This window comes from Paracoccus mangrovi (genome assembly GCF_042648425.1).
GTDB classification, from domain to species: Bacteria; Pseudomonadota; Alphaproteobacteria; order Rhodobacterales; family Rhodobacteraceae; genus Paracoccus; species Paracoccus mangrovi.
Map to the genome: position 1 here is coordinate 350,635 of NZ_JBHRXJ010000002.1, position 26,399 is coordinate 377,033.

Annotated in this window: 25 protein-coding genes and 1 tRNA gene; 11 read left to right on the forward strand and 15 right to left on the reverse strand. The window is 64.7% G+C overall.

What is annotated here, in order from left to right; translation table 11 throughout:
• Window positions 1-32: 32 nt before the first annotated feature.
• Entirely contained in the window at window positions 33-1,277 is a 1,245-nt protein-coding gene (locus ACFOMH_RS04070) for an MFS transporter (protein ID WP_374422669.1), read from the reverse strand.
• Entirely contained in the window at window positions 1,277-2,332 is a 1,056-nt protein-coding gene (gene queA / locus ACFOMH_RS04075) for a tRNA preQ1(34) S-adenosylmethionine ribosyltransferase-isomerase QueA (protein ID WP_377742781.1), read from the reverse strand. Before queA ends, ACFOMH_RS04070 begins: the two co-directional genes overlap by 1 nt.
• 119 nt (window positions 2,333-2,451) lie before the next feature.
• Here queA and ACFOMH_RS04080 point away from each other — a divergent pair, with 119 nt between their 5' ends.
• From ACFOMH_RS04080 to ACFOMH_RS04090, 3 genes are all read left to right on the forward strand, one after another.
• Entirely contained in the window at window positions 2,452-2,742 is a 291-nt protein-coding gene (locus ACFOMH_RS04080; protein WP_374422673.1) for a (2Fe-2S)-binding protein, read from the forward strand.
• Window positions 2,690-3,175, forward strand: coding sequence for a bacterioferritin (gene bfr, locus ACFOMH_RS04085; RefSeq protein WP_377742782.1), 486 nt, complete (start codon window positions 2,690-2,692; stop codon window positions 3,173-3,175). The genes ACFOMH_RS04080 and bfr overlap by 53 nt, the downstream gene beginning before the upstream one ends.
• A 166-nt stretch (window positions 3,176-3,341) precedes the next feature.
• Complete coding sequence (locus ACFOMH_RS04090) at window positions 3,342-3,761, forward strand: hypothetical protein (RefSeq protein ID WP_377742783.1); 420 nt, start codon at window positions 3,342-3,344, stop codon at window positions 3,759-3,761.
• Between the two features lie 29 nt (window positions 3,762-3,790).
• Here the strand turns inward: ACFOMH_RS04090 and ACFOMH_RS04095 are convergent, their stop codons facing one another.
• On the reverse strand, window positions 3,791-4,492 hold the full coding sequence (locus ACFOMH_RS04095; protein WP_377742785.1) for an HAD-IA family hydrolase: 702 nt from the start codon (window positions 4,490-4,492) through the stop codon (window positions 3,791-3,793).
• Between the two features lie 106 nt (window positions 4,493-4,598).
• Here ACFOMH_RS04095 and glmU point away from each other — a divergent pair, with 106 nt between their 5' ends.
• Both glmU and glmS read left to right on the forward strand, forming a co-directional pair.
• Window positions 4,599-5,939, forward strand: a complete 1,341-nt coding sequence (glmU, locus tag ACFOMH_RS04100; RefSeq protein ID WP_377742786.1) for a bifunctional UDP-N-acetylglucosamine diphosphorylase/glucosamine-1-phosphate N-acetyltransferase GlmU — start codon at window positions 4,599-4,601, stop codon at window positions 5,937-5,939.
• Between the two features lie 3 nt (window positions 5,940-5,942).
• The gene (gene glmS / locus ACFOMH_RS04105; protein WP_377742788.1) at window positions 5,943-7,760 is read left to right on the forward strand and encodes a glutamine--fructose-6-phosphate transaminase (isomerizing); all 1,818 of its coding nucleotides are present in this window, start codon (window positions 5,943-5,945) and stop codon (window positions 7,758-7,760) included.
• A 389-nt stretch (window positions 7,761-8,149) separates the two neighbouring features.
• Here glmS and ACFOMH_RS04110 read toward each other — a convergent pair whose 3' ends face one another.
• From ACFOMH_RS04110 to ACFOMH_RS04135, 6 genes are all read right to left on the reverse strand, one after another.
• Window positions 8,150-8,953, reverse strand: a complete 804-nt coding sequence (locus ACFOMH_RS04110; RefSeq protein WP_377742790.1) for a hypothetical protein — start codon at window positions 8,951-8,953, stop codon at window positions 8,150-8,152.
• Window positions 8,954-9,348: 395 nt separating this feature from the next.
• Window positions 9,349-9,438: transfer RNA gene (locus ACFOMH_RS04115), tRNA-Ser, on the reverse strand.
• Window positions 9,439-9,602: 164 nt separating this feature from the next.
• Complete coding sequence (locus ACFOMH_RS04120; protein ID WP_377742792.1) at window positions 9,603-11,003, reverse strand: aldehyde dehydrogenase family protein; 1,401 nt, start codon at window positions 11,001-11,003, stop codon at window positions 9,603-9,605.
• 34 nt (window positions 11,004-11,037) lie between these two features.
• A complete protein-coding gene (locus ACFOMH_RS04125; RefSeq protein ID WP_374425438.1) occupies window positions 11,038-11,229 on the reverse strand; it encodes a DUF2783 domain-containing protein in 192 nt (63 codons plus the stop codon).
• Complete coding sequence (locus ACFOMH_RS04130; protein WP_377742794.1) at window positions 11,217-12,797, reverse strand: FAD-dependent oxidoreductase; 1,581 nt, start codon at window positions 12,795-12,797, stop codon at window positions 11,217-11,219. Before ACFOMH_RS04130 ends, ACFOMH_RS04125 begins: the two co-directional genes overlap by 13 nt.
• Before the next feature lie 26 nt (window positions 12,798-12,823).
• Entirely contained in the window at window positions 12,824-13,783 is a 960-nt protein-coding gene (locus ACFOMH_RS04135) for an MBL fold metallo-hydrolase (protein WP_377742796.1), read from the reverse strand.
• 148 nt (window positions 13,784-13,931) lie between these two features.
• On the opposite strand from ACFOMH_RS04135, the gene ACFOMH_RS04140 reads away from it, so the two are divergent.
• Window positions 13,932-14,666 carry a helix-turn-helix domain-containing protein gene (locus tag ACFOMH_RS04140; RefSeq protein ID WP_377742797.1) on the forward strand — a complete coding sequence of 245 codons (735 nt, stop codon included), beginning with the start codon at window positions 13,932-13,934 and terminating at the stop codon, window positions 14,664-14,666.
• A gap of 96 nt (window positions 14,667-14,762) precedes the next feature.
• Here ACFOMH_RS04140 and ACFOMH_RS04145 read toward each other — a convergent pair whose 3' ends face one another.
• The 3 genes from ACFOMH_RS04145 to ACFOMH_RS04155 are packed head-to-tail and all read right to left on the reverse strand — an operon-like array spanning window position 14,763 to window position 17,922.
• Window positions 14,763-15,119, reverse strand: coding sequence for a cupin domain-containing protein (locus ACFOMH_RS04145; RefSeq protein ID WP_374425442.1), 357 nt, complete (start codon window positions 15,117-15,119; stop codon window positions 14,763-14,765).
• A 22-nt stretch (window positions 15,120-15,141) separates the two neighbouring features.
• Window positions 15,142-16,464 carry an NAD(P)/FAD-dependent oxidoreductase gene (locus ACFOMH_RS04150; RefSeq protein WP_377742800.1) on the reverse strand — a complete coding sequence of 441 codons (1,323 nt, stop codon included), beginning with the start codon at window positions 16,462-16,464 and terminating at the stop codon, window positions 15,142-15,144.
• Window positions 16,465-16,467: 3 nt separating this feature from the next.
• Window positions 16,468-17,922 (reverse strand): APC family permease, encoded by a 1,455-nt coding sequence (locus ACFOMH_RS04155; protein ID WP_377742802.1) that lies wholly within the window; start codon window positions 17,920-17,922, stop codon window positions 16,468-16,470.
• 183 nt (window positions 17,923-18,105) lie between these two features.
• On the opposite strand from ACFOMH_RS04155, the gene ACFOMH_RS04160 reads away from it, so the two are divergent.
• The 3 genes from ACFOMH_RS04160 (at window position 18,106) to hmgA (ending at window position 21,499) form a co-directional block, all read left to right on the forward strand.
• Window positions 18,106-19,143: an AraC family transcriptional regulator ligand-binding domain-containing protein gene (locus ACFOMH_RS04160; RefSeq protein WP_377742804.1), complete on the forward strand. Its 1,038-nt coding sequence runs from the start codon at window positions 18,106-18,108 to the stop codon at window positions 19,141-19,143.
• A 163-nt stretch (window positions 19,144-19,306) separates the two neighbouring features.
• Window positions 19,307-20,080: a prephenate dehydrogenase/arogenate dehydrogenase family protein gene (locus ACFOMH_RS04165; protein WP_377742806.1), complete on the forward strand. Its 774-nt coding sequence runs from the start codon at window positions 19,307-19,309 to the stop codon at window positions 20,078-20,080.
• A 63-nt stretch (window positions 20,081-20,143) separates the two neighbouring features.
• Complete coding sequence (hmgA, locus tag ACFOMH_RS04170; protein ID WP_374425447.1) at window positions 20,144-21,499, forward strand: homogentisate 1,2-dioxygenase; 1,356 nt, start codon at window positions 20,144-20,146, stop codon at window positions 21,497-21,499.
• A 130-nt stretch (window positions 21,500-21,629) separates the two neighbouring features.
• On the opposite strand, the gene ACFOMH_RS04175 is transcribed toward hmgA, so the two are convergent.
• The 3 genes from ACFOMH_RS04175 to ACFOMH_RS04185 form a co-directional block, all read right to left on the reverse strand.
• Window positions 21,630-22,274 (reverse strand): isochorismatase family protein, encoded by a 645-nt coding sequence (locus ACFOMH_RS04175; protein WP_377742808.1) that lies wholly within the window; start codon window positions 22,272-22,274, stop codon window positions 21,630-21,632.
• 24 nt (window positions 22,275-22,298) lie between these two features.
• Window positions 22,299-22,613, reverse strand: a complete 315-nt coding sequence (locus ACFOMH_RS04180) for a GNAT family N-acetyltransferase (protein WP_377742810.1) — start codon at window positions 22,611-22,613, stop codon at window positions 22,299-22,301.
• Between the two features lie 142 nt (window positions 22,614-22,755).
• Window positions 22,756-23,346, reverse strand: coding sequence for an NADPH-dependent FMN reductase (locus ACFOMH_RS04185; RefSeq protein ID WP_377742811.1), 591 nt, complete (start codon window positions 23,344-23,346; stop codon window positions 22,756-22,758).
• 221 nt (window positions 23,347-23,567) lie between these two features.
• Between ACFOMH_RS04185 and ACFOMH_RS04190 the strand changes: the two genes are divergently transcribed.
• Together ACFOMH_RS04190 and ACFOMH_RS04195 are read left to right on the forward strand one after the other, a co-directional pair.
• Window positions 23,568-24,431, forward strand: coding sequence for a pirin family protein (locus ACFOMH_RS04190; protein WP_377742812.1), 864 nt, complete (start codon window positions 23,568-23,570; stop codon window positions 24,429-24,431).
• A gap of 243 nt (window positions 24,432-24,674) precedes the next feature.
• Complete coding sequence (locus ACFOMH_RS04195) at window positions 24,675-26,300, forward strand: glucan biosynthesis protein (protein ID WP_377742814.1); 1,626 nt, start codon at window positions 24,675-24,677, stop codon at window positions 26,298-26,300.
• The last annotated feature ends 99 nt before the right edge of the window (window positions 26,301-26,399 follow it).

Genomic DNA, 26,399 nt, shown 5'->3' on the forward strand with positions numbered 1-26,399 from the left:
CGGCTGCAAGCCCGTCCGTGCTGTTTTGGCGGTCAGGCCGGCTTGCCCGCGTCCTCGGCCCCGGCATTTTCCAGCGCGGCCTCGACCGCGACGGGGGTGGCCGAGGGGGCGATGACGGCAAAGTTCTGATCCTGCGTCGGGGTGGGGCGACGGGTCCGGCGCCAGCCGGTATAGGCCGCCAGCATGACAAGCAGCAGGCCGATATAGATCCAGAACCCGTCCGGGCCGATGGCCGACATCATCCAACCGGTGATCAGCGGGCCGGTCATCGCGCCGACGCCGTTGATGAACAAAAGCCCCGCCGAGGCGGCGGCCATGTCGGATGCGTCCAGAAAATCGTTCGTATAGGCCAGAAGCAGCGAATAGATCGGGTTCGCGACCCCGCCCACCAGCGCCGCCGCCGCCAGCAGACCCCAGATGCCCGGATCCAGCCGATAGGTGGCAAGGCAGGTGACAAAGCCCAGAATGGCCAGCCCCAGCACGATCAGCCGCCGGTCGCTGTGATCCGAAAGCCAGCCGATCGGGTATTGCAGCACAAGGCCGCCGGTATAAATCGCGGCAACAAAGGCGGAAATTTCGGTCACCGACAGGCCCTTGGACGACCCCCAGACCGAGGCCATCCCGAAGAGCGCCGAGAACACGCCGCCCATCAGAAAGATCCCGACGCAGCCCAGCGGCGAGACGCGAAACAGCTTGCCGAAGCTCATCCGTTTCAGTGTAGTGAATTGCGGTGCGGGCTGGGTCGACAGCAGGATCGGCAGGAAAGACAGGCTGACCAGCACCGAGGGGATGACGAAAAGCAGGTATCCCGCCGGATCGGCCGTATTCATCAGCAATTGCGCCGAGATGATGCCCAGCATCTGCACGATCATATAGGCCGACATCGCCTGACCGCGCGAATCATTGGTCGTGCTGGCATTCAGCCAGCTTTCCGAGGTGATATAGACCCCCGAGAAGCAGAACCCGATCAGAAACCGCATCGCCGCCCATGCGATCCAGTGCGGCGCCACCGCATAAAGGATCAAGAGCGACGAGATGAGCGAGCCAAGCGCGGCAAAGACCCGCACATGGCCGACCTTCTGGATCATGCCCGGCACCACGCGCGACCCCAACAGGAAGCCGCCGAAATAGGCCGCCATGACCACCGACATATGCGAGGTGGAAATCCCCTCGATATTGCCCCGGATCCCCAGAAGCGTGCCCTGCATGCCGTTGCCGACCATCAAAAGCAGGATGCCCAGAAGCAGCGGCCAGGTGGTGCGAAGCACGGTCAGCATCACGAACCCTTTGGAATCAGCAGCGAAGCGTCGCCATAACTGAAGAACCGATACCCCGAATCCACCGCGTGGCGATAGAGTTCGCGGACGCGTTCCTGTCCCATCAGCGCGCTGACGAGCATCAAAAGCGTCGATTTCGGCAGGTGAAAATTGGTCATCAGGGCATCGGTCACGCGAAAGCGATAGCCCGGATAGATGAAGATTTCGGTAACGCCTTCGAAAGGCTGGACCCGCCCGTCCGGGGTGGCCGCCGATTCGATCAGCCGCAGCGCGGTGGTGCCGACCGGGATCACGCGGCCCCCGGCGGCGCGGGTGTCGTTGATCGCCTGCGCGGCCTCGGGGGTGACCTCGCCCCATTCGCCATGCATCTTGTGGGTGGTCACGTCCTCGACCTTGACCGGCAGGAAGGTGCCGGCCCCCACATGCAGGGTCACATGGGCAAAACGCACGCCCCGGTCGGTCAGCCGTGCCAGCAAATCCTCGTCGAAATGCAGGCTGGCGGTGGGGGCGGCGACGGCGCCGGAATTGCGGGCCCAGACCGTCTGATAATCCTGATGATCGGCGGCGTCGGGCGCCCGCAGCGCGGCGATATAGGGGGGCAGGGGCATCGCCCCGACCTCTGCCAGCGCGGTGTCAAAGGCCGCGCCCGTGGCGTCGAAACTCAAAACCAGCTCGGCATTTTCGATCCGCGCGACACGGGCCGAGAGCGCGTCGGAAAAGCGAATGATTTCATCCGGTTTCAACTTGCGCAGCGGTTTGGCCAGCGCGCGCCAGCCATCGGCCACCGGTTCCAGAAGCGTGATTTCGATCCGGGCCACCGCCTCGCCCTGCGGGGTCTGGCGCGTGCGCGTCCCGGTCAGCCGCGCCGGGATCACCCTGGTGTCGTTGAGCACCAAAAGATCGCCCGGCCCCAAAAGATCGGGCAGGTCGCGCACGCTGAGATCGCGCGTCGCCGCCCCCTGGGCCAGCAACAGCCGTGCCGAGGAACGCGGCCGCGCTGGGCGCGTCGCGATCAGGGCTTCGGGCAGGTCAAAGTCGAAATCGTCAAGCTTCATATTCCGGCTTCTGTCCCTGCGGCCGGCAGGCGTCAAGCGGCGCCCAATCACAAAGTGAAAAACTCGGGCTTTACATGTCCGATAGAATTGCTAAGTAATACCCAGCCGGAGATAGCACCATGATCGTCTGCCACTGCACCCAGATTTCGGATCACGACATCCGCGCCGCCGTGGACTGGATGCGGGCCTCGGATCCGGCGACGATCATCACCCCCGGCAAGATCTATCGCGCGCTGGGCAAGCGCGCCGATTGTGGCGGGTGCATGCCCTTGTTTCTGGACACCATGCGTGGATGCGATAATCTGGCTGTTCCTCCGATACTTCGGGGGCTCAAAGCCAATCGCACAGAGGTGAGCCATGAAGGGCGACGCGAAAGTCATCGAGTATCTCAACGCAGCTCTGCGGTCTGAACTGACTGCTGTCAGCCAGTACTGGCTGCATTACCGCCTGCAAGAGGACTGGGGCTATGGCAAGATCGCCAGCAAGTCCCGTGCCGAATCGATCGAGGAAATGAACCACGCGGATCGCCTGATCCAGCGAATCATCTTTCTTGAGGGGCACCCGAATCTGCAAAAGCTGGACCCGCTGCGCATCGGCCAGAACATCAAGGAAACGCTGGAAGCCGATCTTGCCGGCGAACACGATGCCCGCACGCTGTATATCGAGGCCCGCGATCATTGCGAAAAGGTCGGCGATTACGTCAGCAAGGCGCTGTTCGAGGATCTGATCGCCGATGAGGAAGGTCACATCGATTTTCTCGAGACCCAGATTCAGCTGCACGACACCATCGGCGCGCAGAATTACGGCCTGCTCAACGCCAAATCGGCGGACGAGGCCGAGTAAGCTGCGACACTGCGACGCATATGGGGCCGCAAGGCCCCTTTTTTTTATATAAATCCAATTTCATGACGGCTGACAGCTATGCGGTCCCGGGGGGTTTTCCCGACGGCGTCGCGGCCATGAGCGGTCATTATATTGGATAAAGGAAGACGAACCGTCGATATATCTGTTGATCTGCCGGGCAGCTTTCGCGCTGTCTGCCGCAAGCTTTCTCGTTACGACGCAGGGCGCGAATGCCGGGGGTCTTCCCGGTTTCAAGCCGGGTCATTACCTGGAACAGGGCGTGGATTGCGCCAAGCCGCAGCCGCACCAAGTGGTGACCGTGAGCTCAAAGGGGGTAAGCTCCATCGCCGCGACATGCGAGTTTCGGCGGATCAACCGGGCTGGCGCTGTGACCTTTGTGGTCGAGCAGAGCTGCCTCAGGGCCGGCGATGCCAAGAGCAAGGCTATAGTGCTTGCCACGCCGATGTTGGTTATGCCCGGCGGAGAGGGTTTGCAGATCAAGCGCAAGACCGGGCAGGTCGACGAGCTGCGGCGCTGCGATCCGCAGAGCATGCCCGAACCCTGGCGCTCGCAAAAGGTTCAATAGGGCATGATCCGCCCGGCCGGCCCGCGAGGCTATTGCCGCCGCGATTGACCCAGCCAGTCGGCCGCAAGCGCCGGCAGGTCGTCATAATGGTCCAGCATCGCCTCGGGGGACAGCCGGGACAGGCCCGCGCCCTCGGGGCCGAACGCCACAAGGGCGACGCGCACCCCGGCGGCGCGCGCCGTCTTGCGGTCGGTATCGGTATCGCCAACCAGAAACGAGTGCGTGACCTCGCCGCCCGCGTCCTGAACGGCGGCGATATAGGGGCGGGGATCGGGCTTTCTGACCGGCAGCGTGTCGGCCCCGATCATCGCGGCAAAGCGGTCGCGGATGCCCAGTTCCCGCAACAGCACCTCGGCCAACGCCGCCGGCTTGTTGGTACAGACGGCAAGGATATGGCCATCGGCGGCAAGCCGCTCAAGCGCGGCCTCGGTGCCTGGGTAAAGCCGGGTATGGACGGCGATGGCGCCGGCATAGTGATCCAGCAGGCGGGGATAATCCTCATCCTCGGCGCCGGGGGGCAGCAATCTGTCGGCGGGCAGGCGCGCGTAACCCGCGCGCAGCATGGCGCGCCCGCCGTGAAAGGCGATCAGCGCATCCGCCACCGGATCCAGAAGCGCGCCCAGCTCGCGTGCCTGAAAACAGGCATTCGCCGCCGCGATCAGGTCGGCCGAGGTATCGGCAAGCGTGCCATCCAGATCAAAAACCACCGTGCCCGCGCGCCTGTCCGCCATGTCGCTGTAACCTTCCGTCAAGATGTTTGAACGCCGGGGGGCTTTTCGCCCCGCCGCCCCCTAGGTAGAACGCCCGCCAGGGATAAGAAACAGGCAAGAGGCCGAGATGACCGAGAAACCCGTGGCACTGATCGTTCTGGCCGCCGGGCAAGGCAGCCGGATGCAATCGGACCTGCCCAAGGTGCTGCACCGTCTGGGCGGTGTGCCGCTTGTCGGTCACGCGCTGGCCGCCGGCCGCAGCCTTGACCCCGAAGAGGTGATCGTCGTCGCCGGTCATGGCGCCGATCTGGTGGAAAAGGCGCTGGCAAAGCTGGATCCCGATGTGCGCATCGCGCTTCAGGAAGAACAGCTTGGCACCGCCCATGCCGTCCGTCAGGCGCTGCCCCTGCTTGAGGGGTTCGAGGGGCGCGTGATCGTGCTTTACGGCGATACCCCCTTTATCGGGGCTGAAACGCTGGATGTTCTGGCCGCGCATCCCTCGGATGTGGTTGTGCTGGGCTTTGAGGCCGCCGATCCGGGGCGCTATGGCCGCCTTGTCACCGGTCCCGAAGGGCTTGAGCGGATCGTCGAATACAAGGATGCGGATGAGGCCACGCGCGCGATCCGGCTGGTCAATTCCGGGGTTCTGGCCGCCGATGCCGCGACCTTGCGCGAATTCCTGCCCAGGATCGGCAACCGCAATGCAGCGGGCGAATATTACCTGACCGATCTGCCGGGGCTGGCGCGTGCCGCCGGGCGGCGTGTCGATGTGGTAACCTGCGACGAGGCCGAGACGCTGGGCATCAACACCCGCGCCGAACTGGCCGGGGCCGAGGCCGCGTTTCAGGCCCGCGCCCGCGCGCAGGCGCTGGAAGATGGCGTCACCCTGTCCGATCCGGCGACGGTCTGGTTCGCGCTGGACACGGCCATCGGGCGCGATGCCGTCATCGGCCAGAACGTGGTCTTTGGCCCCGGCGTGACCGTGGAAAGCGGTGCCGAGATCCTGCCATTCTGTCATCTTGAGGGCTGTCATGTCAGCGCCGGCGCGACCGTTGGTCCCTTTGCACGGTTGCGGCCGGGCGCGGAACTGGGCGGCGATGTCCATGTCGGCAATTTCGTCGAGATCAAGAATTCGGTGCTGGACGAAGGCGTCAAGGTCGGCCACCTGACCTATCTGGGCGATGCCCATATCGGCGAGGCCACGAATATCGGCGCCGGCACCATCACCTGCAATTACGACGGCGTCGGCAAGCACCGGACCGAAATCGGCGCGCATGCCTTTATCGGCTCGGACACGATGCTGGTGGCGCCGGTGCGGGTGGGGGCTCGGGCGATGACCGGCTCGGGCTCGGTGATCACGGTGGATGTGCCCGACGATGCGCTGGCGCTGGGGCGCGCCAAACAGGTGACCAAGCCCGGCCTTGCCACGCGGCTGATGCAGGCCCTGCGCCAGAAAAAGGGGAATTAGGACATGTGCGGCATCATCGGGATCCTGGGCGGGCATGAGGTTTCGCCGCAGCTCGTCGAGGCGCTGAAGCGGCTGGAATATCGCGGCTATGACAGCGCGGGCGTGGCCACCGTCGATGACGCGGGCCAGCTTGACCGTCGCCGCGCGGTGGGCAAGCTGATCAACCTGTCGGACCGGCTGGTCCATGAGCCGCTGACCGGTCATGCGGGCATTGGCCATACCCGCTGGGCGACCCACGGCGCGGCGACCGAACAGAACGCCCATCCCCATCGGCGCGGCCCGGTCGCCGTGGTCCATAACGGCATCATCGAGAATTTCCGTGAATTGCGGGACGAGGTGATCGCCCTTGGCCTGCAACCGGAATCCCAGACCGATACCGAAACCGTGGCGATGCTCACCGCCTGGCACATGTCGCAGGGGATGGACCCGGTGGCGGCGGCGCGCGCGACGCTGGGCCGCCTGCATGGCGCCTTCGCGCTGGCCTTTCTGTTCGAGGGCGAGCCGGACCTGATGATCGCCGCCCGCAAGGGCAGCCCCTTGGCCCTTGGCCATGGCGAGGGCGAGATGTTCATCGGCTCGGACGCGGTGGCGCTGGCGCCGTTCACCGACCGCATCACCTATCTTGAGGATGGCGACCACGCGATCATCCGCCGCAGCGGCGCCGAGATTTTCGATGCCGAAGGCCGCCTTGCCAATCGCGAGATCGCCCAGATCGACGTCGGCGCGACCCAGATCGACAAGGGCGGCTATCGCCATTTCATGGCCAAGGAAATCGCCGAACAGCCGGTGGTGCTGGGCGATGCGCTCAGCCATTACATCAAGGGCGACCGGATCGTCCTGCCCGAGGCGCTGGATTTTCGCGACGTGGACCGGCTGACGCTGGTTGGCTGCGGCACCGCCTCGCTTGCGGCCTATGTGGGGCGCTACTGGTTCGAAAGCCTTGCCGGGCTGCCCTGCGATCTGGATGTGGCCTCGGAATTCCGTTATCGCGAGCCGCCGCTGTCGCCCAAAAGCTGGGCGCTTTTCGTCAGCCAGTCGGGCGAGACCGCCGATACGCTGGCGGCGCTGCATTATGCCCGCGACAAGGTGGCGAAAACCATCGGTGTGGTGAACGTGGGCACCTCGGCCATTGCGCGGGACGCCGATATCGCCCTGCCGACGCTGGCCGGGATCGAGGTGGGCGTGGCCTCGTCCAAGGCCTTCACCTGCCAGTTGGCGGTGCTGGCGGTGCTGGCCGTAAAGGCCGCGCATGATCGCGGCCGGCTGACGGACGCGGAACTGCGCGCGCATCTGGACGATCTGCGGGCGCTGCCCGGCCTGCTGAACCAGGCGCTGGGGATCAGCGACGAATGCCGCCGTCTGGCCGGTTGGCTGAGCGAGGCGCAGGACGTCCTCTATCTGGGCCGGGGCGCGCTTTATCCCGTCGCGCTGGAAGGGGCGCTGAAGCTCAAGGAACTGAGCTATATCCACGCCGAGGGCTATGCCTCGGGTGAGCTGAAGCACGGGCCCATCGCGCTGGTCGACCGGAACGTGCCAGTGGTCGTGGTGGCGCCGCGTGACGCGCTGTTCGACAAGACCGTCTCGAACATGCAAGAGGTCATGGCGCGGCACGGTCAGGTGCTGTTGATTTCGGATGCCGAGGGGATCGAGGCCGGCGGCCACGGCGCGCGCGCGACGCTGCGCATGCCCTCGGGCGGCGGGCTGTTCCAGCCGATCCTTTACGCGGTGCCGATGCAGTATCTGGCCTATCACACGGCGGTGGCCAAGGGCACCGATGTGGACCAGCCCCGCAATCTGGCGAAATCGGTGACGGTGGAATAGGTCACCCGGCTGAGGCGGGGTGGATGGCCTGCCTGACCTTCTCGTCGATTTGTCGTCGTTCAGAAGTCAGTTCTGTTTGGGGTTTGGTCCTTTTCTGACCGGTTGAGGACCTCCTGCGGCGTAAGCCCGTCAGGGCTTGCGTGCGGGCGGTGGTGATTTTTGCTCGTCGCGCCATGGCGCGATCAACTGGCGGGCATGGCGCAGGCTGGAAAACAGGCGCTCGTTAAACACGACTATGTCGCTACCGCCAACAGCAATATCGACGGCACCCTCGCTCAGCAGGCTGTCAGGACATACCTAGATCTGTGACATGCCAACTGGGTGGGCATTTGCCAATACTAGCTGAACGAGCCGCGGTAGGCGCAAGCGGTCGAGAGAAATGAGAAGCGCTATGGACGTACCAGCAACCCAGTCGGAAAAAAGTCGAATGGGTAACCGCTAAAACTTTTCTCCAACTCAGGCCCCTCGGTCCGACAAAGATAGTCGATGTGGAAATCGGCCAATGACTTAAACGACGTGAGTGCATGGCAGACCACGCCCATTGCGGGGAACGCCATATCCATGTCGACGAGTGGAATCGTGTCGGAGGCGGCATCCCTCGCCGGAACTCCCGCATGTATTGAGCGTCCCGAGTGATGAGACGGGATATTCAAGAACGAGTACAAGAAGACCAGCCTGAACTTCCCTATGTCATGCAGGCGATACGATAGGCTCTTGGATAGAAAGGTACTGTCCAGAAATTGCGCATCCCGCTTTCCCACAAATACCGCGTATAGAAGCGTGAAGTTCCGCGGATTGTAGGCCCCGAGAGAAATGTGCTTTCGTCCGGCTGTTTCGAAGCTACTGTACCTGTCAGACGCAAGGTCAGGTGATAGCTTGAAGTACAGTGGAGCAAACAGGTTCTTGGACTTGATCGCCGTCGTACGAATGTAGCCCTCGACGCGCGGCTCTCCTTCAAGTTCCGTGATTTTCTTTATCGTGGTCGCGCGTGGATCGTGGATGCTTGAATGGATGTTGTAGCGTTGGCGAACCAGCCGGTTTCTTCCAGCGACGCCCCGCGAGTCACCGAAAAAAACTTCCGCGCACTTTACGGACACCATCAGTCCCCCCTCGTGCGTAGGGGAAAGCGACATCAGCGAGCGATCGGTGCCGTCTACAGATATAGTGACTCGAAATGGTGATTTACTCGCCATGAAAGCCGTCTCGTTGGGTTGTTGCTGCTCGTTGCGCCGTTTGAAGTGCACTCTGTCTTGAGCTGGCGGTTTTGACAAACCGCTTATTCATCTGGCAGACTGAGCAGAGTGCGAACGCACCTGGCGCGCCCCCGAAAGCCTTCAAGGGCTATTTCATCCCCCAGTTAAGCGACGGTCTCCCGAATCTTTTCGGAGATGTCGCCTATGCCCGCAGCCTTCCTTCACGGGATCGAAACCGTCGAGATCGATGACGGCATTCGCCCGATTGAGACGGTGAAATCGTCGATCATCGGTCTTATCGGCACCGCACCGGACTCAACACTCATAGTCAAGAATTCGTTAATGGTCCGAACGGAACCCCCAGGCGCCCAGAGCAGGTTCGACGCCGGTCGCGTTGGCGGAGGAGGTGGGATTCGAACCCACGGTGGAGTTACCCCCACGTCGGTTTTCAAGACCGGTGCATTAAACCACTCTGCCACTCCTCCGGGCGCCCGTCAGTTAATTGTGGCTGTGCGGCGAGGCAAGCGGAATCTGCGCGGAATCCGATTTGCGCGGCCGGGGGCGTGACGGATTTGGTTCGTGCCGCCCCGCCGCGCGATCACGGATGGATTGCGGGGCGGGGCGGTGGACCGTGCGGTATCCGGCGGGATCAGCCAAAGATGACCTGAAGCGTGGTGTTTTCGCGCAGCCCCGCCTCGGCGAATTGTACGCCAAAGCCGGATTGCTTGACGCCCCCGAAGGGTACGTTGGGCTGAACCGCGCCGTGCTTGTTGATCCAGGCCGAGCCGCATTCCAGCCGCTGTGCCACGCTGCGCGCCGCCTCGATATTCGTGGACCAGACCGATCCGCCCAGCCCGTTCGGATTGTCATTGGCGGCCGCGATCGCCGCCTCCAGATCGCGATAGCGGATCACCGGCAGGGCGGGGCCGAACTGTTCCTGATCGACCAGCGCATCGCCGTTTTTCAGCCCGGCGATGATCGTCGGCGGAAAGAACAGGCCCGGCCCCGGACGCCCGCCCAGCAGGACCTGCCCGCGCGAGGCGGCGTCCGAAACCAGCGCGGCCAGCTTGTCGAATTGCATCCGGTTCTGGACCGGGCCAAGGATGCTGGCCTCGTCCATGCCGTCGCCGACCGGGATGCGGCCGGCAAAGGCGACCAGCGCCTCGCAAACCGCATCGTGGATGTCGTCATGAACGTAAAGCCGCTTCAGCGCGGCGCAGGTCTGGCCATTATTGATGAACGCGCCCCAGAACAGGCCCTCGGCAATGGCGGCGGGATCGGCGTCGGGCAGCACGATGCCGGCATCATTGCCCCCCAGTTCCAGTGTCAGCCGCTTGAGATTGCCGGCCGCGCTGCGCATGACATGCCGGCCGGTCGCGGTCGATCCGGTAAAGACGATCTTGTCGATGCCGGCATGTTCGCTCATCGCGGCGCCGATATTGAAGTCGCGGTCGTCGCCGGTCACCACGTTCAGCACCCCTGCGGGCAGCGCGGCATTGGCCAGCTCCACCATGCGCAGCGTCGCCAGCGGCGTCAGTGGCGAGGGCTTGAGCACCACCGCATTCCCGGCCCGGATCGCCGGCATGATGTGCCAGATCGCGATCATCACCGGGAAATTCCATGGCGTGATCGAGCCGATGACGCCGATGGGCTTGCGGATCCCCTGGACGCGGCCGGCTTCGTCATCCTGAATGATCTCGGGGGGCAGGGACAGGCTGGCGGTGTGACCCGCCCATGCTGCCGCGCCGCCCAGTTCCCAGCGTGAGCCAAGCCCGTTCAGCGGCTTGCCCTGTTCCTGGGTCAAAAGCCGGGCCAGTTCCTCGGCATGTTCGGTCAGGATGGCGGCGACGGCGCCGCAGGCCGCCGCGCGTTCGCCATCGGGCCGGGCGGCCCAGCCGGGCTGGGCGTCGCGGGCGGCCCGGACGGCGCGGTCCAGATCGGCGGCCGAGGCATTCGGCGCCTCGCCGACGATTGCGCCGGTCGCGGGGTTTCGCACCGCGAAACGGGCGGTTGTGGCGACCTGTTGGCCGCCGATGGTCAGGTCGAACATGGCGTTTCCTCCCTACCTGTTCTTTGATCCGGGATCAGCGGGCGCGGGCGACGGCCATCGCCTGCGCGATCACCTCGCGCTCGCCGATATGGTTCATCAGCACCAGCGCAAGGCGCGACCAGAGCCCAAGGGATTCCGCCTCGCTCAGCCCGTCATGCATGCGCACCAGCTCGGCATAAAGATCGTCATGGCCGGTCAGATTCGGCGCAAGGTTCAGTGCAGACATGATTTTCCTCCTTCGGCGCGATGTTGGGCGGCGGCAATGCCGGTGGTGTCGGGCCGCAGCCAGCGGGCGGCGACATATTGATCGGGGCGCACCAGCATGGCCGCGCCGGCAGGCAGGCCCAGACGCGCGGCCGCCGCATCCGCGACCTCGATCCGGCGCAGACCGGTGGGCGCCTTGCCCTGCCAGCCATGGCTCAGCAGCACGAAATCCCCGCCCAGATGGTCCAGAAGCCAGCCGCCGTCATGGGGGGCGTCAAGCACCGGCTGGCCGGGGGCCACGCCGCCCTGCCACATATCCGCATCCGGGGTCGAAAGCGGGCTTTCGCCATAGCCGACCGCCGTCGAAAGCCGCCCCGAATTGACAAAGGGCCGGGCAAAGGCATGTTCGCGCGCCAGTTCCAGAACCGCGTCGCGCAAGGCCTGGCTCGCGGTGGATTTCGGGGTCAGGAAATCGGTCGAACGGGTCGAATTCAGGATGTTTTCATCGGCGGTGACGATGGCCTCGTGGTTATAGGTCTCAATGAGACTGTCATCGGCCCGGCCGCGCAGGACCAGATCCAGCTTCCAGCCCAGATTGTCGATATCGGCGAAACCGCCATTGCAGCCGCGCGCCCCAAACGGCGACACCAGATGCGCCGCATCGCCGGCAAAGACCACCCGGCCATGGACGAAACGCTCCATCCGGCGGCATTGGAACGTATAGACCGAATACCATTCGCGGCTGAATTCGACGCCTTCGCCCAGCATGGCGCGGATGAAGGGTTCGACATTTTCGGGCCGGGTCGCGGCCTTGCGGTCGATGTCCCAGCCCAGCTGGAAATCCAGCCGCCAGACATCGTCGGGCTGTTTGTGCATCAGGGCCGAACGCCCGGGGTTGAAGGGCGGATCGAACCAGAACCAGCGCTCTGCCGGCATCTCGTGTTTCATGCGGATATCGGCGATCAGGAAATTATCCTCGAAAATGCGGCCGGCAAAATCCAGCCCCATCCTGTCGCGCATGGTCGAACGCGCGCCGTCGCAGGCGATCACCCATTCGGCGGCCAGCACATAGGCGCCCTGATCGGTCTGAACGGCCAGTTCGGCGCCCTGCGACAGCGGCTTCACCGCATCGGCGCGGTGGCCCCAGCGGATGTCGATATTGGGTAGCGCCTGACAGCCTTCCAGCAGATATTCCTCGATATAATATTGCTGGATGTTGATGAAGCCGGGGCGCTTCTGATCCTTCAGGGGCAGCATGTCGAATTGATAGACCGGCTCGTCGCCCGCGCCCCAGAACACCTTGCCGACATTCCAGGTTACGCCCTTGTCCACCGCCGGATCGCCGACGCCCAGCCGGTCCAGAATATCGAGCGAGCGTTTGGAAAAGCAGATCGCCTTGGAACAATGGGCGACGAAATCCAGCCGGTTCAGCACCGTCACGGCATGCCCGCGCCGGCCCAGATCCAGCGCCATCGCCAGACCCACGGGACCGGCGCCGACGATCACCACGCGCGCCGTATCGCGCGCGCCCTGCGGCGCGGGGCTTGCGCCGATCTCTTTGTAAACGGGGATGCCCGTAACGTTTGCCATCTTCTCCTCCTCCCTTTTGCGCGGGATCAGTCCTGCAATTTGGCCCAGACCTCGCGGTCGCGTTCGGCCGTCCAGATGCGGGGATGTTCGATGCCGTCGAACTCGTCCCAGAGCCGCTGTACGTCAAAGGGCAGGCAATGCTCAAAGATCGGCCATGCGCCGAATTCCGGGGCCAGCGCGTCGCGCGTCGCCTCGAACGCGGCCTTCAGGTCGCCGCCGGCGCGGTGGACGCGGCCGGTATGTTCGATCATGCCGTTCAGGAACTTGCGCGTCTGTTCGACCGCCGCATCGGTTTCGGCAACGCCGCGCGAAACGGCACCGCGCCCGCCGATCAGGTTTTCGGAACGGTAGGCCTTGACGTTATCCAGCGTCTTGCCGGCCCAGTCGAAATGATAGGCGTCGCCGGTGTAAAGCGCGGCCTTGGATTCGACGAGGTCACCCGCATAAAGCGTGCGGGTCTTGTCATGCCAGACGGCAATATCGCCTCCGGTATGCCCGCGCCCCAGAAAGCGCAGCTCAAGCTTGCCGCGATCGCCGCCCAGGTCGATATCGTATTCGCGGGCGAAGGTGATGGTGGGCCAGGTCAGGCCGGGCACCTCTTCGGCGTTCTTGGCCAGACGCGGCATGCGGCCGAATTCGCTTTTCCAATCCTGTTCGCCGCGTTCCGCCACCAGATCGCGCGAGGCGTCCGACATGATGATGTCGCCCGCGTCAAAGGCGCTTGCGCCCAGCACGCGCACGGCGTGGTAATGGGTCAGGATCAGATAGCGGACCGGCTTGTCGGTCTGTTCGCGCAGGATCCTGAGCCAGTCGCGCGAGGCCGCGGGGGTCGCCCGCGATTCGATGGCGACGACGAAATCCTCGCCCTCGACGGCACCGACATTGGGATCGCCCTCGGCGGTCAGCGCATAGACGCCGTCGGCAAGCACCTCCAGCGTATCGGTTTTCTGGCTCGTATCGGCCGAGGAGGCAAAGGGTTTGCTCATGTTCTTTCTCCGGTGCTTTTCGGCTAAAATGGGTTCTAAATCGTTTCTAATGAAACGAATTGATGCTGTATGTCGTTAGACCTGATGACAGGCGGCCGTGTGGGGGCCATCTGGGGCGGCCATCGGGGGCGGGGCCAAGGGGGGCGGAATGGTATCTGCGGGGCTGATCGACCCGGATCGCGCGGCGGCGGTGCTGGATGCGCGCGATCTGACCAGCTTTTCCGAACATCTGCTCAAGGCCGCGCATTCGGCGGCCGGCATCGAGGAACTTTTCGCCTATCGCATTGCCGATGGCGCGCCCGAAACGCTGGCCTCGTCCAGCGATCTGGGCGATGTGGCCGAGCGGGCCGAGGCCTATGCCCGCCGCTTTCACCGCAGCGATCCGGCGGTGCAGGCGCGGTTGGCCACGCCGCCGGGCCATGGTTTCGTTTGTCGCATCCCCGCCGATGCGATCGAGCTTGGCCCCTATCGCAAGCTGTGTTTCGAACGGCCGCGCTTTTCGGAAAAGATCTGTTTCGGCTGGCAGGCACCGGGGCATTGTCTTGTCGTGACCTTTTATCAGCGTGGCCGGGCCGCGCCGGACATGGCGCAGCTGGGCGCGCTGGCGCAGGTGGCGATCACCGGGCTGACGCGGCTGTTGCAGCGCCCGGCCGCCGGCAGGCCGCTGCTCGATGAGGTCGAGCGCCGGCTGGCCGAAACCCATGCCGTGTTGACCCCGCGCGAAAGACAGGTCTGCGCCCGTACCCTGATCGGGCGCACCGCGCGCGACATCGGACAAGAGCTGGGCCTTGGCACCGGCACCGTCCTGACCTATCGCCAGCGCGCCTATCAGAAGCTGGGCCTGTCGCGCGCAAGCGACCTGTTGGCGGCGGTCATGGGCTGACCGGTGATCGGTGCGGGGCGTCTGCGTCTGGCGCATGGGGGTGGCCTTTGCGAATGGTTGCGGCCCGGCCCAAGGGGGCGCGGGCCGCGGGCCGGATCATGCCACGGCAAGATAGTTCTTGACGAAACGGTCGCTCGTGACCTCCCACAGGATCGGGGTGCCCTTGCGCACGAACCAGCCGTCGCCGACGTGATAGGTCTGGGCGATGCCGGTGCTTTCGTCGGTCAAGGTCACGCTGCCCTCGACCACGGTCGCATGTTCGTCAAAGGGATAGGTCATGCGGAACTTGCCCCGCGTCACGCCGAAAAACGCGCATGAAACCGGGTCCGTGGGCGCGCCATGCACCATATGGCCCATGCATTGCACATCGCCCTCCAGCACCTCCGAGCCCAGATTGGCGATGCTGCCCCAGCTTTCCAGTTCGGGGATCTTGGTGTCGATCTTGGTGATCATGGTTTTCTCCTTGGTGTGAAATTCAGCGGCGGCCGTTGAAATAGCCGGAAAGCTGGTGCCAGCATTTCGCGGCCGAGGTGATGGCCCCCCGCGCATGGTCGGTGCCGATGATCGAGACATGCGGGATCCGCGCCATCAGGTCATAGCGGGCCGAGCCTTCGCTCATGCCCTCGGCAAGCACCTTGCAGACGATATGGCTGGGCGTGACGCCAAAGCCGGAATAGCCCTGAACGTAAAAGGCATTGCCCCGATCAGGCAGGGTGCCGATCTGCGGGAACAGATTGGCCGAACAGGCCATCGGCCCGCCCCAGGCCATGTCGATGCGCACATCCTTGAGATAGGGAAAGGTCTTGAGCATCAGGTCCCGGTTCCAGCCCGCCAGATCCTGCGGGATATGGTCCAGCGCCCGCGTGGCCGAGCCGTAAAGCAGCCGGTTTTCATTGGTGACGCGGAAATAATCGATCACCGGGCGGATGTCGGAATAGGCGCCGCGGATCGGGCTGATGCGTTCGATCAACGCATCCGGCAGCGGCTCGGTCGCGATCTGAAAGGCATAGGTGTTCACCGTCTTGGCCGCGATCGCGGGCTCCATCCGGTTCAGAAAGCTGTCGCAGGCCCAAAGCAGCTTTTGGGCGCGGACCGAACCGGCATTGGTGCGCACGGTGATGCGGGCGCCGTATTCGACCGCGATGGCGGGCGAGTTTTCATAGATGCGCGCGCCAAGCCCGGTCAGGGCCTGCGCCTCGCCCAGCAGCAGGTTCAGCGAATGGACATGACCGCCGCCCATATGTTTCAACCCGCCGGCATAGACATCCGAGCCGATGATCTGGCGCAGCGCCGGACCTTCCAACAGCTCGATATCCTCGTCGGGCGCGACCTGACGGAACTCGTCGCGCCAGCCGCGCAGCGTCTCCAATTGCCGCCGGTTATAGGCCAGATAGCCGTAGCCACGGCAGAAATCGGCGTCGATGGCGTATTTCGCCACGCGGTCGCGGATGATGCCGGCACCCAGATTGGCGATCTTGAACAGGGTTTCCAGCCCGGCCTCGCCGACATGTTTCTTGACCGCGTTCAGGTCATGGCCGATCCCGGCCATCACCTGGCCGCCATTGCGGCCGGTGCCGCCATAGCCAAGATGCCGCCCCTCAAGCACCACGATATTGGTGATGCCCTTTTCGGCCAGTTCCAGCGCGGTGTTGATCCCGGAAAAGCCACCGCCGATGACCACGATATCTGCCTCGAGATCCTCGGTCAGGCGGGGGAAAGACAGGTCGTATTTGCGGGTGGCGGTGTAATAGTTCAGCGCGTCGAGTTGGCGCATGGTCTTGGGGTCGATCAGGCTCATGGGTCAGACCTCGGTGATGGCGGTCCCAAGCGCAGCATAAAGCGCGGGACGGCGGGAACGCAGAAAGATGGCATAGGCGGCGCCGATCAGGCCAAAGCCCATGACCAGCCACGGAAAACCCCAGACGACCGGGCTGTCCGATCCGGCCAGCAGCGGCAGGTTGGCGATCACCAGCCCAAGCCCGACACCCAGCCCCGCCAGCGCAAGCGCCGGCGCGATCAACCGTGTCCACAGGCCCAGATCGCCGCCATGCCGGCGGAAATGCGCGATGATCGCGACCGAAACCAGCATCTGCACCGACAGGATGCCTATGACCGCGATGGCCGAGGTCCAGGAAAACACAACCGCATAGGGATCCATCCCCGCGATCACCGCCACCGCCAGAAGCCCGGCCGCGATCAGCGCTTGCGCGCGGCCCGCGACATGGGGCGAGCCGTGGCGCGCATGGACCAGCCCCAGCCCGCGCGGCAACAGCCCGTCGCGGCCAAGCGCAAAGAAATAGCGGTTGATGGTGTTGTGAAACGACAGCGCCGAGGCAAACAGGCTGACGATCAGCAAAAGCTCCATCGCCGTGACCGACCAGCCGCCCAGAACATCGGTGGCGGCGGTGAAAAACAGCGTCTCAAGCCCGGTCTGCGCCTGGGTCTGGATCTGTGCGGGGCCGTAATATTGGGTGATCGCCCAGGTCGAAAAGGCATAGAAGCCGGCGATCAGCGCCACCGCGACATAGGTGGCGCGGGGGATGGTGCGGCGGGGATTTTCGGCCTCTTCGGCAAAGATGGCGGTGGCCTCGAAGCCCATGAAAGAGCCGACCACAAAGACCAGCGCCGCGCCCAGCCCCGGGGCAAAGACCGTCGTCGGCGCGAATGAGGTCAGGGTGATCCCCTCGGGGCCGCCGCCGCGCAACAGGATGCCGATGTCCAGCGCGAAGAGAATGGCGATCTCGGCCAGCATGCACAGGCCCAGAAGGCGGCCGGAAAAGACGATGTTGCGCGACCCGCAGGCCCAGATCACCGCCATCACCGCCAGAATCGGCAGCCACCAGGGCATCGCCGCGATCCCAAGCCCCGCCAAAGCCCCCGACACGAAGATGCCAAAGAGCGCATAGACCGCCAGCTGGATCATCTTATAGGTCAAAAGCGCGACCGAGGCCGCCGCGACCCCGGCCGGACGGCCCAGCCCGCGGGTGATATAGGTGTAAAAGCCGCCGGTGGTGCCGGTTTCGCGGCTCATCGCGGTGAAACCCACCGAAAACACCAGATAAAGCAGCCCCGCCAGAAGATAGACCCCCGGCACGCCGGCGCCATTGCCAAAGGCAAAGGCCGCGGGCGAGGCACCCACGACCGAGGCCAGCGGCGCGGCGGCGGCGACGACGAAAAAGACGATATGGGCGGTGCCGACGGAATTGCGGGCAAGTCCTGCGGCGGGCGCGGCATCCCCGGATCGGGTGCGTGACATGTGGATGTTCCCTGCTGTTGGCGGCGTGCGGTTGGCGGTGGTGCTGTTGTCAGCGGGCGGCATTGCGCCGAAGTTCATTTCATATGAAACGAATTATATGCGACGCTGTGCCGCAGCCGTAATTGCGAAGCGCGCCATTGATTCGATAGAATGCGCCATCCGGCACGGGGGAGGACGGCCAGCATGACCGAAATGCGACAGGATGTGCCGGTGCCGATGATTCGCGTCTCGTCGCTGTCTCCGGTGCTGCGCGAAATCGAGCGGCGCGGCATTTCCGCCGCCGCGCTCTTGTCGCGCCATGCGCTGACGCGGGCGCAGCTGAGCGACCGCTATGTCGAAATCCCGCTGCGCCGTTATCTGGCCTTTCTTGAGGATACACCCGGGGTGACGGGGGATGCGGCCTTTTGCGCCGGCGTGGGCACCAGCTTTCGGCCCGCCGATCTGGGGCCGGTGGGGCTGTTGTTCGATGCCTCGTCGACGCTGCGGCGCGGGCTGGAGCGGTTGGCGATGAGCCTGATTTCATGGCAGGACCAGACCGCGATCCGGGTCCAGCCCGAGGACGGCGCCCTTGTCTGGAGCTATCAGATCGACGATCCCGACCTCTGGCCGCGCCGGCAGGACAGCGAATATTCGCTGGCCGCGACGCTGGCGCTGGCGCAGGCGGCCTTTGGACCGGCGGCGCGGCTGCTTGAGGCGCATCTGGAACATGCCGAACCCGATCATGCGGCGGTTCTGACCCGCATCCTGGGCGTGCGGCCGCAATTCGGTCAGTCGGCCAACCGGCTGATTTTTGATCTGGCGGCGGCCGAGCGCGTCCAGCGCCCCGAGGATGAGGGGCTGATGGCCATTCTGACCCGGCATGTCGCCGATCTGCGCCGGCCCAAGGCCGATGGCGATCTTTTGGCGCGGGTGCGGCGGCTGATCGCGCTGCATCTGGGGCAAAGGCCGGTCACGCTGGACCTGATCGCGGCCGAGCTGAACCTGTCGACGCGGACGCTGCAACGGCGGCTGACGGGCTTGCGGACATCGCTGCGCGACATGCTGCGCGACAGCCGGCTGCATCTGGCGCGGACCCATCTGCGCGAGGCGCGGCTGTCCAATGCCGAAATCGCGCGGCTTTTGGGCTATGCCGACAGCACCGCATTCTGGCGGGCATATAAGGCGGGGGCGGGCTTGCCGCCATCGCGGGATCGGGGCGGCGCGCGGGATCCCGATGCTTGACGGGGAGGGGAAACCGGGCTAGCCCCGCCGGCATGAAACGCACGGCCCCCCTTTCGTCGCTCTATTATCCGCTGCCCTAGCAGCGGAGCGTTTCCCCATGCCGCCGCTGTCCCGCCAGCGGTTCGGCATTTCCCGGCATCCCGACCTCTGGCCCCTTTTCCCCGTGAAAGAGATCGCCATGTCACCTGTCTTTCCCCGTGTTCTGATCCTTGGTTTCGGCGCTTTTGGCCGGCTGATCGCCCGGCATCTGCGCCCGCATCTGCGCGTCGCCATCTGCGACCCCGATCCCGTGGCGCGCGCGGATGCGGGCGCGCTGGGCCTGTCCTTGGCGGATGTCGCGCAGGCGGGCGATTTCGATCTGGTGGTGCTGGCTGTTCCGGTGCCGGCGCTGGGCGATTGTCTTTGCGCATTGGCGCCGCATCTGCGGCCGGGGCAGATGGTGATGGATGTCTGTTCGGTTAAGCAGGGGCCGGCCGATCTGATGCGGCGGATCCTTCCGGGGGATGTCGGCATTCTGGGCACGCATCCGATGTTCGGGCCGCAAAGCATGCCCGGGGATCTGGCAGGGGGGCGTGTCGTGCTGTGCCCGGTGCGGGACGGGGCGGGGGCTTTGCGCTGGCGCAGGATCGCGGCATTTCTGCGCCGGGTGGCGGGCCTTCGGGTCATCGTGACCACGCCCGACGAGCATGACCGTCACGCGGCGCTGACCCAGGGGCTGACCCATCTTTTGGCCCGTGCGATGGCCGATTTCCGGCCGCATCCGTTGATCCGCACCCGCAGTTTCGATCTTTTGGCCGAGGCATTGGACATGGTCGGCGCCGATGCGCCCGAGCTGTTCGAGGCGGTGACCCAGGGCAATCCGCATCTTGACCCGCTGCGCGAACGTTTCGCGCGATTGCTGCTGGCGCCCGGGCGGGACGTGCAAACCGGGGCTTGACTTTGTTGCGATAGCAACGATATTTTCATTGCAGACGCAACGAATCCGGGAGGGGTTCCGCCAATGACCAGCCACGATCTTCCGCGCGGCATGATCCGCGCCACCGTCACCACCGGCACGCATGAAGGCTATATGCCCGGTTTCGGAAATGATTTTGAAACCGAGGCGCTGCCCGGCGCGCTGCCGCAGGGCATGAACAGCCCGCAGAAATGCAATTACGGCCTTTATGGCGAACAGCTTTCGGGCACGGCATTCACCGCCAATCCGCCGGAACGCACCTGGTGCTATCGCATCCGTCCCAGCGTCAAACATTCGGCCCGCTATCACAAGATCGCGCTGCCCTATTGGAAATCGGCGCCGAACGTGAATGACGATGTGACCAGCCTGGGCCAGTATCGCTGGGACCCGGTGCCGCATTCGGGCGAAAAGCTGACCTGGCTGACCGGGATGCGCACGATCACCACGGCGGGCGATGTGAACACCCAGGTCGGGATGGCCAGCCATATCTATCTGGTCACCGAGTCGATGAAGGACGCCTATTTCTTTTCCGCCGACAGCGAATTGCTGGTCGTCCCGCAAGAGGGGCGGCTGCGTTTCGCGACCGAGCTGGGCATTCTGGATGTCGAGCCCAAGGAAATCGCCATCATCCCGCGCGGCCTTGTCTATCGGGTCGAGTTGCTGGAGGGGCCGGCGCGCGGCTTTGTCTGCGAAAACTATGGCCAGAAATTCGAGCTGCCCGGTCGGGGCCCGATCGGTGCCAATTGCATGGCCAATCCGCGCGACTTCAAGGCCCCGGTCGCGGCCTTTGAGGATCGCGAGGTGCCCTCGACCGTGACCATCAAATGGTGCGGTCAGTTCCACGAGACCCGGATCGATCAAAGCCCGCTCGATGTGGTCGCATGGCACGGCAATTACACGCCCTATAAATATGACATGCGCAATTATTGTCCGGTCGGGGCGATCCTGTTCGATCATCCCGATCCGTCGATCTTTACCGTGCTGACCGCGCCATCGGGGGTGCCGGGTACGGCCAATATCGACTTTGTGCTGTTCCGCGAACGCTGGATGGTGGCGGAAAACACCTTCCGCCCGCCATGGTATCACAAGAACATCATGTCCGAGCTGATGGGCAATATCTATGGCCAGTATGACGCCAAGCCGCAGGGTTTCGTTCCCGGCGGGATGAGCCTGCATAACATGATGTTGCCGCATGGCCCGGACCGGCAGGCCTTTGAGGGGGCATCGAATGCCGAGCTGGGTCCCGAAAAGCTGGACAATACCATGTCCTTCATGTTCGAGACCCGTTTTCCCCAGCACCTGACCGAATTCGCCGCCAAGGAGGCGCCGATGCAGGAGGAATATATCGAGGTCTGGAACCAGCTCGAGAAGAAGTTCGACGGCACGCCCGGGCTGAAGTGAGCGGCGACGTGTCGGAGGAGAGCCGGGGGTTTCACACCCCCGGACCCCCGTGGGATATTTGGGCATGAAAGAGAGGGGCGCGGGTTTCGCGCCCCTTTCCTTTGCAGGGCCGCCGCGCGGATTGCGGCGATCAGATCTTGCCTTCTTTCAGAAGCGCGAAGCGTTTGGGGAAGTACCATTTCAGTACCTCGCGGAATTTCTGCGAGGAGTCGCGCGCCCAGTTGCGCATCAGTTCCGATCCGAACTGGATCGCGGTGATCGGGGTCGCGCCCGCCGCCTGCATGCGTTCGATGGCACGGTCATGGGCGACCGGGGAGATACCCCCCACCGCATCGGCGACCGGATAGACGTGAAAGCCCTCGGCCTGCATGTCGATGGTCGGGAAGGTCAGGCAAACCTCGGTCCAGAGGCCCGCCATGACGATGTTCCTGCGCCCGGTGGCGGCGACGGCGTTGCGGAATTCCTCGTCCTCCCAGGCGTTGACGCCGCTGCGGTCGATTTCCGTGACGCCGGGCAGTTCGGCCATGATTTCGGCCGCCGTGCCGGTGTTCACGCCCATGTCCACGCCGACGGTCGACACGATGACCGGGATGTCATAGGCCCGCGCCAGCTTGCACAGCGCGATGACGTTGAGGTTGATTTCATCGACCGAGGACGAGGTGACGGTGCGATATTGTTCGGGCTGATAGTCGATCAGCACCAGCGCGCAGTTTTCCGGCGTCAGCAGCCGGTCGCTTTTCGGGTCGCGGATCGGTTCGGGTTGGGTCTTTGCCATGATCTGTTCTCCTGACAGGGTGGTTCAGGGGTCTTCGCCGGGTTTGGTGGTGAAAAGCTCGGCCCATTCGGGGTGGCGGGCATATTGCGCGCGCACATAGGGACAGACGGGAATGATGCGGAACCCGGATTGCCGCGCATCCTCGAGCAGGTCATTCAGCAGCGCCTTGGCGACGCCCTGGCCGGCCATGGCGTCGGGCACGCCGGTATGGTCGGCGCTGATCACGCCGGGGCCGCGATGGGTAAAGGTGATCTCGCCCTCGGCATCGATGCCGTCGATGCGGGCGACATAGCGGCCATTCCTTGGGCCGTCCTCTTTGGTGATGGTGATCTGGCTCATGCGGGGCCTCGTTTGTGGATATGGGGGCGTTGCGCTCTGGTTGGTGAGGTCTGGTTCAGGCTGACGCGTTTGCCGTTTCGCGACAACGCCGTTCGGGGCGGCGCCGCGATGCCTGCGCGGATCGCCGCCATGGATCGGCCGGTCAGGCGGTTCGTTCGCGGGCGGCCTTGGTCGCATCCGCCCACCATGCCAGTTCGTCCAGCATGGCGTTCAGCGACGGCCGCAACAGGGCGTCGACCTCGGACATGGGGCCGTTCTGGCCCAGCGGGCTGATCTTGAAGAACTCGCCCCCGCCCAGATGGACGGCATTGCGCAGCGGCACCATCATCAGCTCGACCGCGATGCCGCGCAGATGCTCGATCGCGCGCGCCGCCCCCACGCCGCCATAGCCCATCGCGGCCAGCGGCTTGTGGTTCCATTCCCGATAGGCCTGATCCAGCGCGTTCTTGAGCACGCCGGGGATCGAATGGTTATATTCCGGGGTCACCACGATATAGCCGTCGAATTCGGCGAGCTTTTCCTGCCAGCGGATGACATTGGGGTCCTGTGACGGCACCCAGAGATTCGAGGCCACCTCGTTGAAGAGCGGCAGGTCGTAATCGCGCAGATCGACCAGTTCGAACTCCATGTCCTGACGCGTCCGGGCCTGTTCGATCAGCCATTGCGCGGGCTTGTCGGCCAGCCGCGTGTCGCGGGTCGAGCCGATGATGACGCCGATCCTGGGTTTGTTCATCGCGGGTGTCCTTTTCTGTGGCGGCCATGGAACCGGGCCGGCCGGATGCGTTTCCAGGATCAGGATATGTCCGCGGATTTGTTCTGTGCAAGTGGCGCTTGTCGAAATCGGCGTTCTGTCGTGTCGAACGCATGGCGCCTTGTTCGCCCGGGGATCGCCCCCATCTTGCTGACAACGGCGGCGGGTCCGCCCTGTCTGAGAAACCTGCTGTGACGGAGGTCATGATGCGCAAGATCCTTTCCACCTCGAATGCACCCGGCGGCCATTGGGTCGGCGACGGTTTTCCCGTGCGTTCGCTGTTTTCACATATGTCGGGCACGAATGAGAACACGCCCTTTCTGATGCTGGACTATGGCGGTCCGCATGATTTCGCCCCTGCGGCCCGGCCGCGCGGTGTCGATGTTCATCCCCACAAGGGGTTCGAGACGGTGACCATCGTCTATGAGGGCGAGGTCGAGCATGGCGACAGCACCGGGCGCGGTGGCGTGATCCGCGAAGGCGATGTGCAGTGGATGACCGCCGGCGAGGGGATTTTGCACAAGGAATTCCACAGCCACGACTTTACCGCCCGTGGCGGCCGCTTCGAGATGGTGCAGCTTTGGGTGAACCTTGCCGCGCGCGACAAATCCGCCGCCCCCGGCTATCAGGGCATCGAGGCGGCGCAGATCCCGGCCGTCGAACTGCCCGAGGGGGCCGGCCGGCTGCGCGTGATCGCGGGGGAATTCGACGGCGCCAAGGGGCCCGCGCGGACCTTTTCGCCGATGGATGTGTGGGATCTGCGGGTGAATGCCGGCAAGACCGTCACCCTGACCCCGCCCGAGGGCTATAACACCATCGTCGTCGTGCTGAGCGGCGAGGTGGTGCTGAACGCGGAAACCCGGCTTTCGGGGCCGTCCAGCGCGCGGCTGTCGCGTGAAGGCGGGGCCGTGGTGGTCGAGGCGGCGAGCGACGCCAAGCTGCTGGTTCTGGCCGGTGAGCCGATCGACGAGCCGGTCGCGGCCTATGGCCCCTTTGTGATGAACAGCGAGGCCGAGATCCGGCAGGCGATCACTGATTTCCAGTCCGGGCGCTTTGGCCGGCTGTAACGGCGAAGCGATCATCCGGCCCGGTCGGGTCGGGATATGATGCGGGCGGTGGCCGGGTGCCACCGCCCGCTTTCCGTTGCGGTGATGCCCGCATCCCGGCGGCGGCGACCCGTCTGGCCGGCGAGACCATGCCGGAAATCGCATCTTGGATCAGCAAACCCGTGCCCGGGTGCCGATTTGCAATTGCGGCGGCGCGCGTCCCGACAGAAACTTGCAAAGAAGCAATGACATCCGGAGAGTCGCATGACCCTCGAACGACCCGACCGCCGCACCGTTCTCGCCCAGTCTCTGGGCCTGGGGGCGTTTTTTCTGTTGCCCGAAATGGCGCGCGCGCAGGCCGAGGCCATCGCCTCGGGGATCGCGCTGGGGCCGGCCGAGCCGTTTTCGTTCGAGCGCCTGCGCGAGGCGGCGCAGGGGCTGGCGCATGAGACCTTTACCCCCATGGCCAAGCCCGAGGCGGCGATCCTGGATCAGATCGACTATGACGCCCATGGTCGCATCCGCTTTCGCCCCGAACGCAAGCTTTGGGCCGGGCATGGCGATGACAATCCGGTGCAGTTCTTCTTTCCGGGCCGCTATTTCCCCGAGCCGGTGCATGTCTATGTCGTCGAGGACGGCATGGCCCGCGAGGTGCCGTTTTCGCGCGATCTCTTCACGATGCCCGCCGACAGCCCCGCGCGTCAGCTGAACAAGACCGAGGGTTTCGCCGGTTTCGCGGTGCAGGATCCCGCCCAGTCGGCCGACTGGCTGGCCTTTCTGGGCGCGTCCTATTGGCGGACCTCGGGCTATTCGGGACAGTTCGGCCTGTCGGCGCGGGGGCTTGCGCTGGACACCGCCATTGCCGACGGCCCCGAGGAATTCCCCCGCTTTACCCGGTTCTGGCTGGAACAGACGGGCGACGGGGCCATCACCACCTATGCGCTGCTGGAAAGCCCGCGCGCGACCGGGGCGTACCGCATCGTTTCGCGCCGTCAGGACGGCGCGGCCAAGGGCGTCGTTCAGGATATCAGCGCCGATATCTTTCTGCGCCGCGATGTCGAACGCCTGGGCATCGCGCCGCTGACCTCGATGTACTGGTTTGGCAAGCATGACCGCCATGTCGCCGCCGATTGGCGCCCCGAGGTGCATGACAGCGACGGGCTGGAAATCCATACCGGCGGCGGCGAACGCATCTGGCGGCCGCTGAACAATCCGCCCCGCGTCATGGCCAACAGCTTTGCCACACCCAGCCCGCAGGGGTTCGGCCTGATGCAGCGCGAACGCGATTTCGACCAGTATGAGGATGACGGCGTTTTCTATGACCGCCGTGCCTCGGCCTGGGTCGAGCCGCTTGAGGATTGGGGGGCGGGCGCCGTCACCCTGATCGAATTGCCCACCGATGACGAGACATTCGACAATATCGTCGCCTTCTGGACCCCGGCCGATCCGGCGGCGGCGGGGCGCGAATACCGGATGAATTATCGGCTGAGCTGGCTGGCCGACAATCCGCAGCCGCCGATCAACGCCCGCTTTCGCGCCGTCCGGCTGGGCAAGGGGGGCATCCCCGGCCAGCCCCGTCCCGCCGACACCGTCAAGGTGGTCTGCGATTTCGAGGCGACCGGCCTTGAAGGGGCCGAACGCGGCCCCGCGATCCGCACCGTCGTCACCGCCTCGCGCGGGCGCGTCGGCGGCGAGGCGGCCTATCCGGTCGTCGGACAGGATGGCTGGCGGGCGATCTTTGACATCGATTTCGCCGATCTGCCGCCGGATGAGGATGAGCCGATCGACCTGCGCGTCTATGTCGAACATGACGGCAAGGCGGCGACCGAAACCCTGATCCTGCAACTTTTCCCCAGCCAGCTGCGCGAGATGCTGGCCGCCACCAACTAGCCCGCGACCGGGCGGATCCGGTGATCCCTGCCTGATCCCCAGCCGGCGGGGACACCGGGTTGCCATACGGGGCGCGCTGGGGCAGGCTGGCCCTGTCCG

Excerpts from the sequence above, each read along its gene's own strand:
- ACFOMH_RS04155 (WP_377742802.1), bottom strand. The coding sequence starts at position 17,922 with ATGTCACGCACCCGATCCGGGGATGCCGCGCCCGCCGCAGGACTTGCC.
- ACFOMH_RS04080 (WP_374422673.1), top strand. The coding sequence starts at position 2,452 with ATGATCGTCTGCCACTGCACCCAGATTTCGGATCACGACATCCGCGCC.
- queA (WP_377742781.1), bottom strand. The coding sequence starts at position 2,332 with ATGAAGCTTGACGATTTCGACTTTGACCTGCCCGAAGCCCTGATCGCG.
- ACFOMH_RS04095 (WP_377742785.1), bottom strand. The coding sequence starts at position 4,492 with ATGGCGGACAGGCGCGCGGGCACGGTGGTTTTTGATCTGGATGGCACG.
- hmgA (WP_374425447.1), top strand. The coding sequence starts at position 20,144 with ATGACCAGCCACGATCTTCCGCGCGGCATGATCCGCGCCACCGTCACC.
- ACFOMH_RS04125 (WP_374425438.1), bottom strand. The coding sequence starts at position 11,229 with ATGTCTGCACTGAACCTTGCGCCGAATCTGACCGGCCATGACGATCTT.
- ACFOMH_RS04185 (WP_377742811.1), bottom strand. The coding sequence starts at position 23,346 with ATGAACAAACCCAGGATCGGCGTCATCATCGGCTCGACCCGCGACACG.
- ACFOMH_RS04120 (WP_377742792.1), bottom strand. The coding sequence starts at position 11,003 with ATGTTCGACCTGACCATCGGCGGCCAACAGGTCGCCACAACCGCCCGT.
- ACFOMH_RS04130 (WP_377742794.1), bottom strand. The coding sequence starts at position 12,797 with ATGGCAAACGTTACGGGCATCCCCGTTTACAAAGAGATCGGCGCAAGC.
- ACFOMH_RS04175 (WP_377742808.1), bottom strand. The coding sequence starts at position 22,274 with ATGGCAAAGACCCAACCCGAACCGATCCGCGACCCGAAAAGCGACCGG.
- ACFOMH_RS04135 (WP_377742796.1), bottom strand. The coding sequence starts at position 13,783 with ATGAGCAAACCCTTTGCCTCCTCGGCCGATACGAGCCAGAAAACCGAT.
- ACFOMH_RS04140 (WP_377742797.1), top strand. The coding sequence starts at position 13,932 with ATGGTATCTGCGGGGCTGATCGACCCGGATCGCGCGGCGGCGGTGCTG.
- glmS (WP_377742788.1), top strand. The coding sequence starts at position 5,943 with ATGTGCGGCATCATCGGGATCCTGGGCGGGCATGAGGTTTCGCCGCAG.
- ACFOMH_RS04180 (WP_377742810.1), bottom strand. The coding sequence starts at position 22,613 with ATGAGCCAGATCACCATCACCAAAGAGGACGGCCCAAGGAATGGCCGC.
- ACFOMH_RS04195 (WP_377742814.1), top strand. The coding sequence starts at position 24,675 with ATGACCCTCGAACGACCCGACCGCCGCACCGTTCTCGCCCAGTCTCTG.
- ACFOMH_RS04190 (WP_377742812.1), top strand. The coding sequence starts at position 23,568 with ATGATGCGCAAGATCCTTTCCACCTCGAATGCACCCGGCGGCCATTGG.
- ACFOMH_RS04110 (WP_377742790.1), bottom strand. The coding sequence starts at position 8,953 with ATGGCGAGTAAATCACCATTTCGAGTCACTATATCTGTAGACGGCACC.
- bfr (WP_377742782.1), top strand. The coding sequence starts at position 2,690 with ATGAAGGGCGACGCGAAAGTCATCGAGTATCTCAACGCAGCTCTGCGG.
- ACFOMH_RS04070 (WP_374422669.1), bottom strand. The coding sequence starts at position 1,277 with ATGCTGACCGTGCTTCGCACCACCTGGCCGCTGCTTCTGGGCATCCTG.
- ACFOMH_RS04145 (WP_374425442.1), bottom strand. The coding sequence starts at position 15,119 with ATGATCACCAAGATCGACACCAAGATCCCCGAACTGGAAAGCTGGGGC.
- glmU (WP_377742786.1), top strand. The coding sequence starts at position 4,599 with ATGACCGAGAAACCCGTGGCACTGATCGTTCTGGCCGCCGGGCAAGGC.
- ACFOMH_RS04160 (WP_377742804.1), top strand. The coding sequence starts at position 18,106 with ATGACCGAAATGCGACAGGATGTGCCGGTGCCGATGATTCGCGTCTCG.
- ACFOMH_RS04150 (WP_377742800.1), bottom strand. The coding sequence starts at position 16,464 with ATGAGCCTGATCGACCCCAAGACCATGCGCCAACTCGACGCGCTGAAC.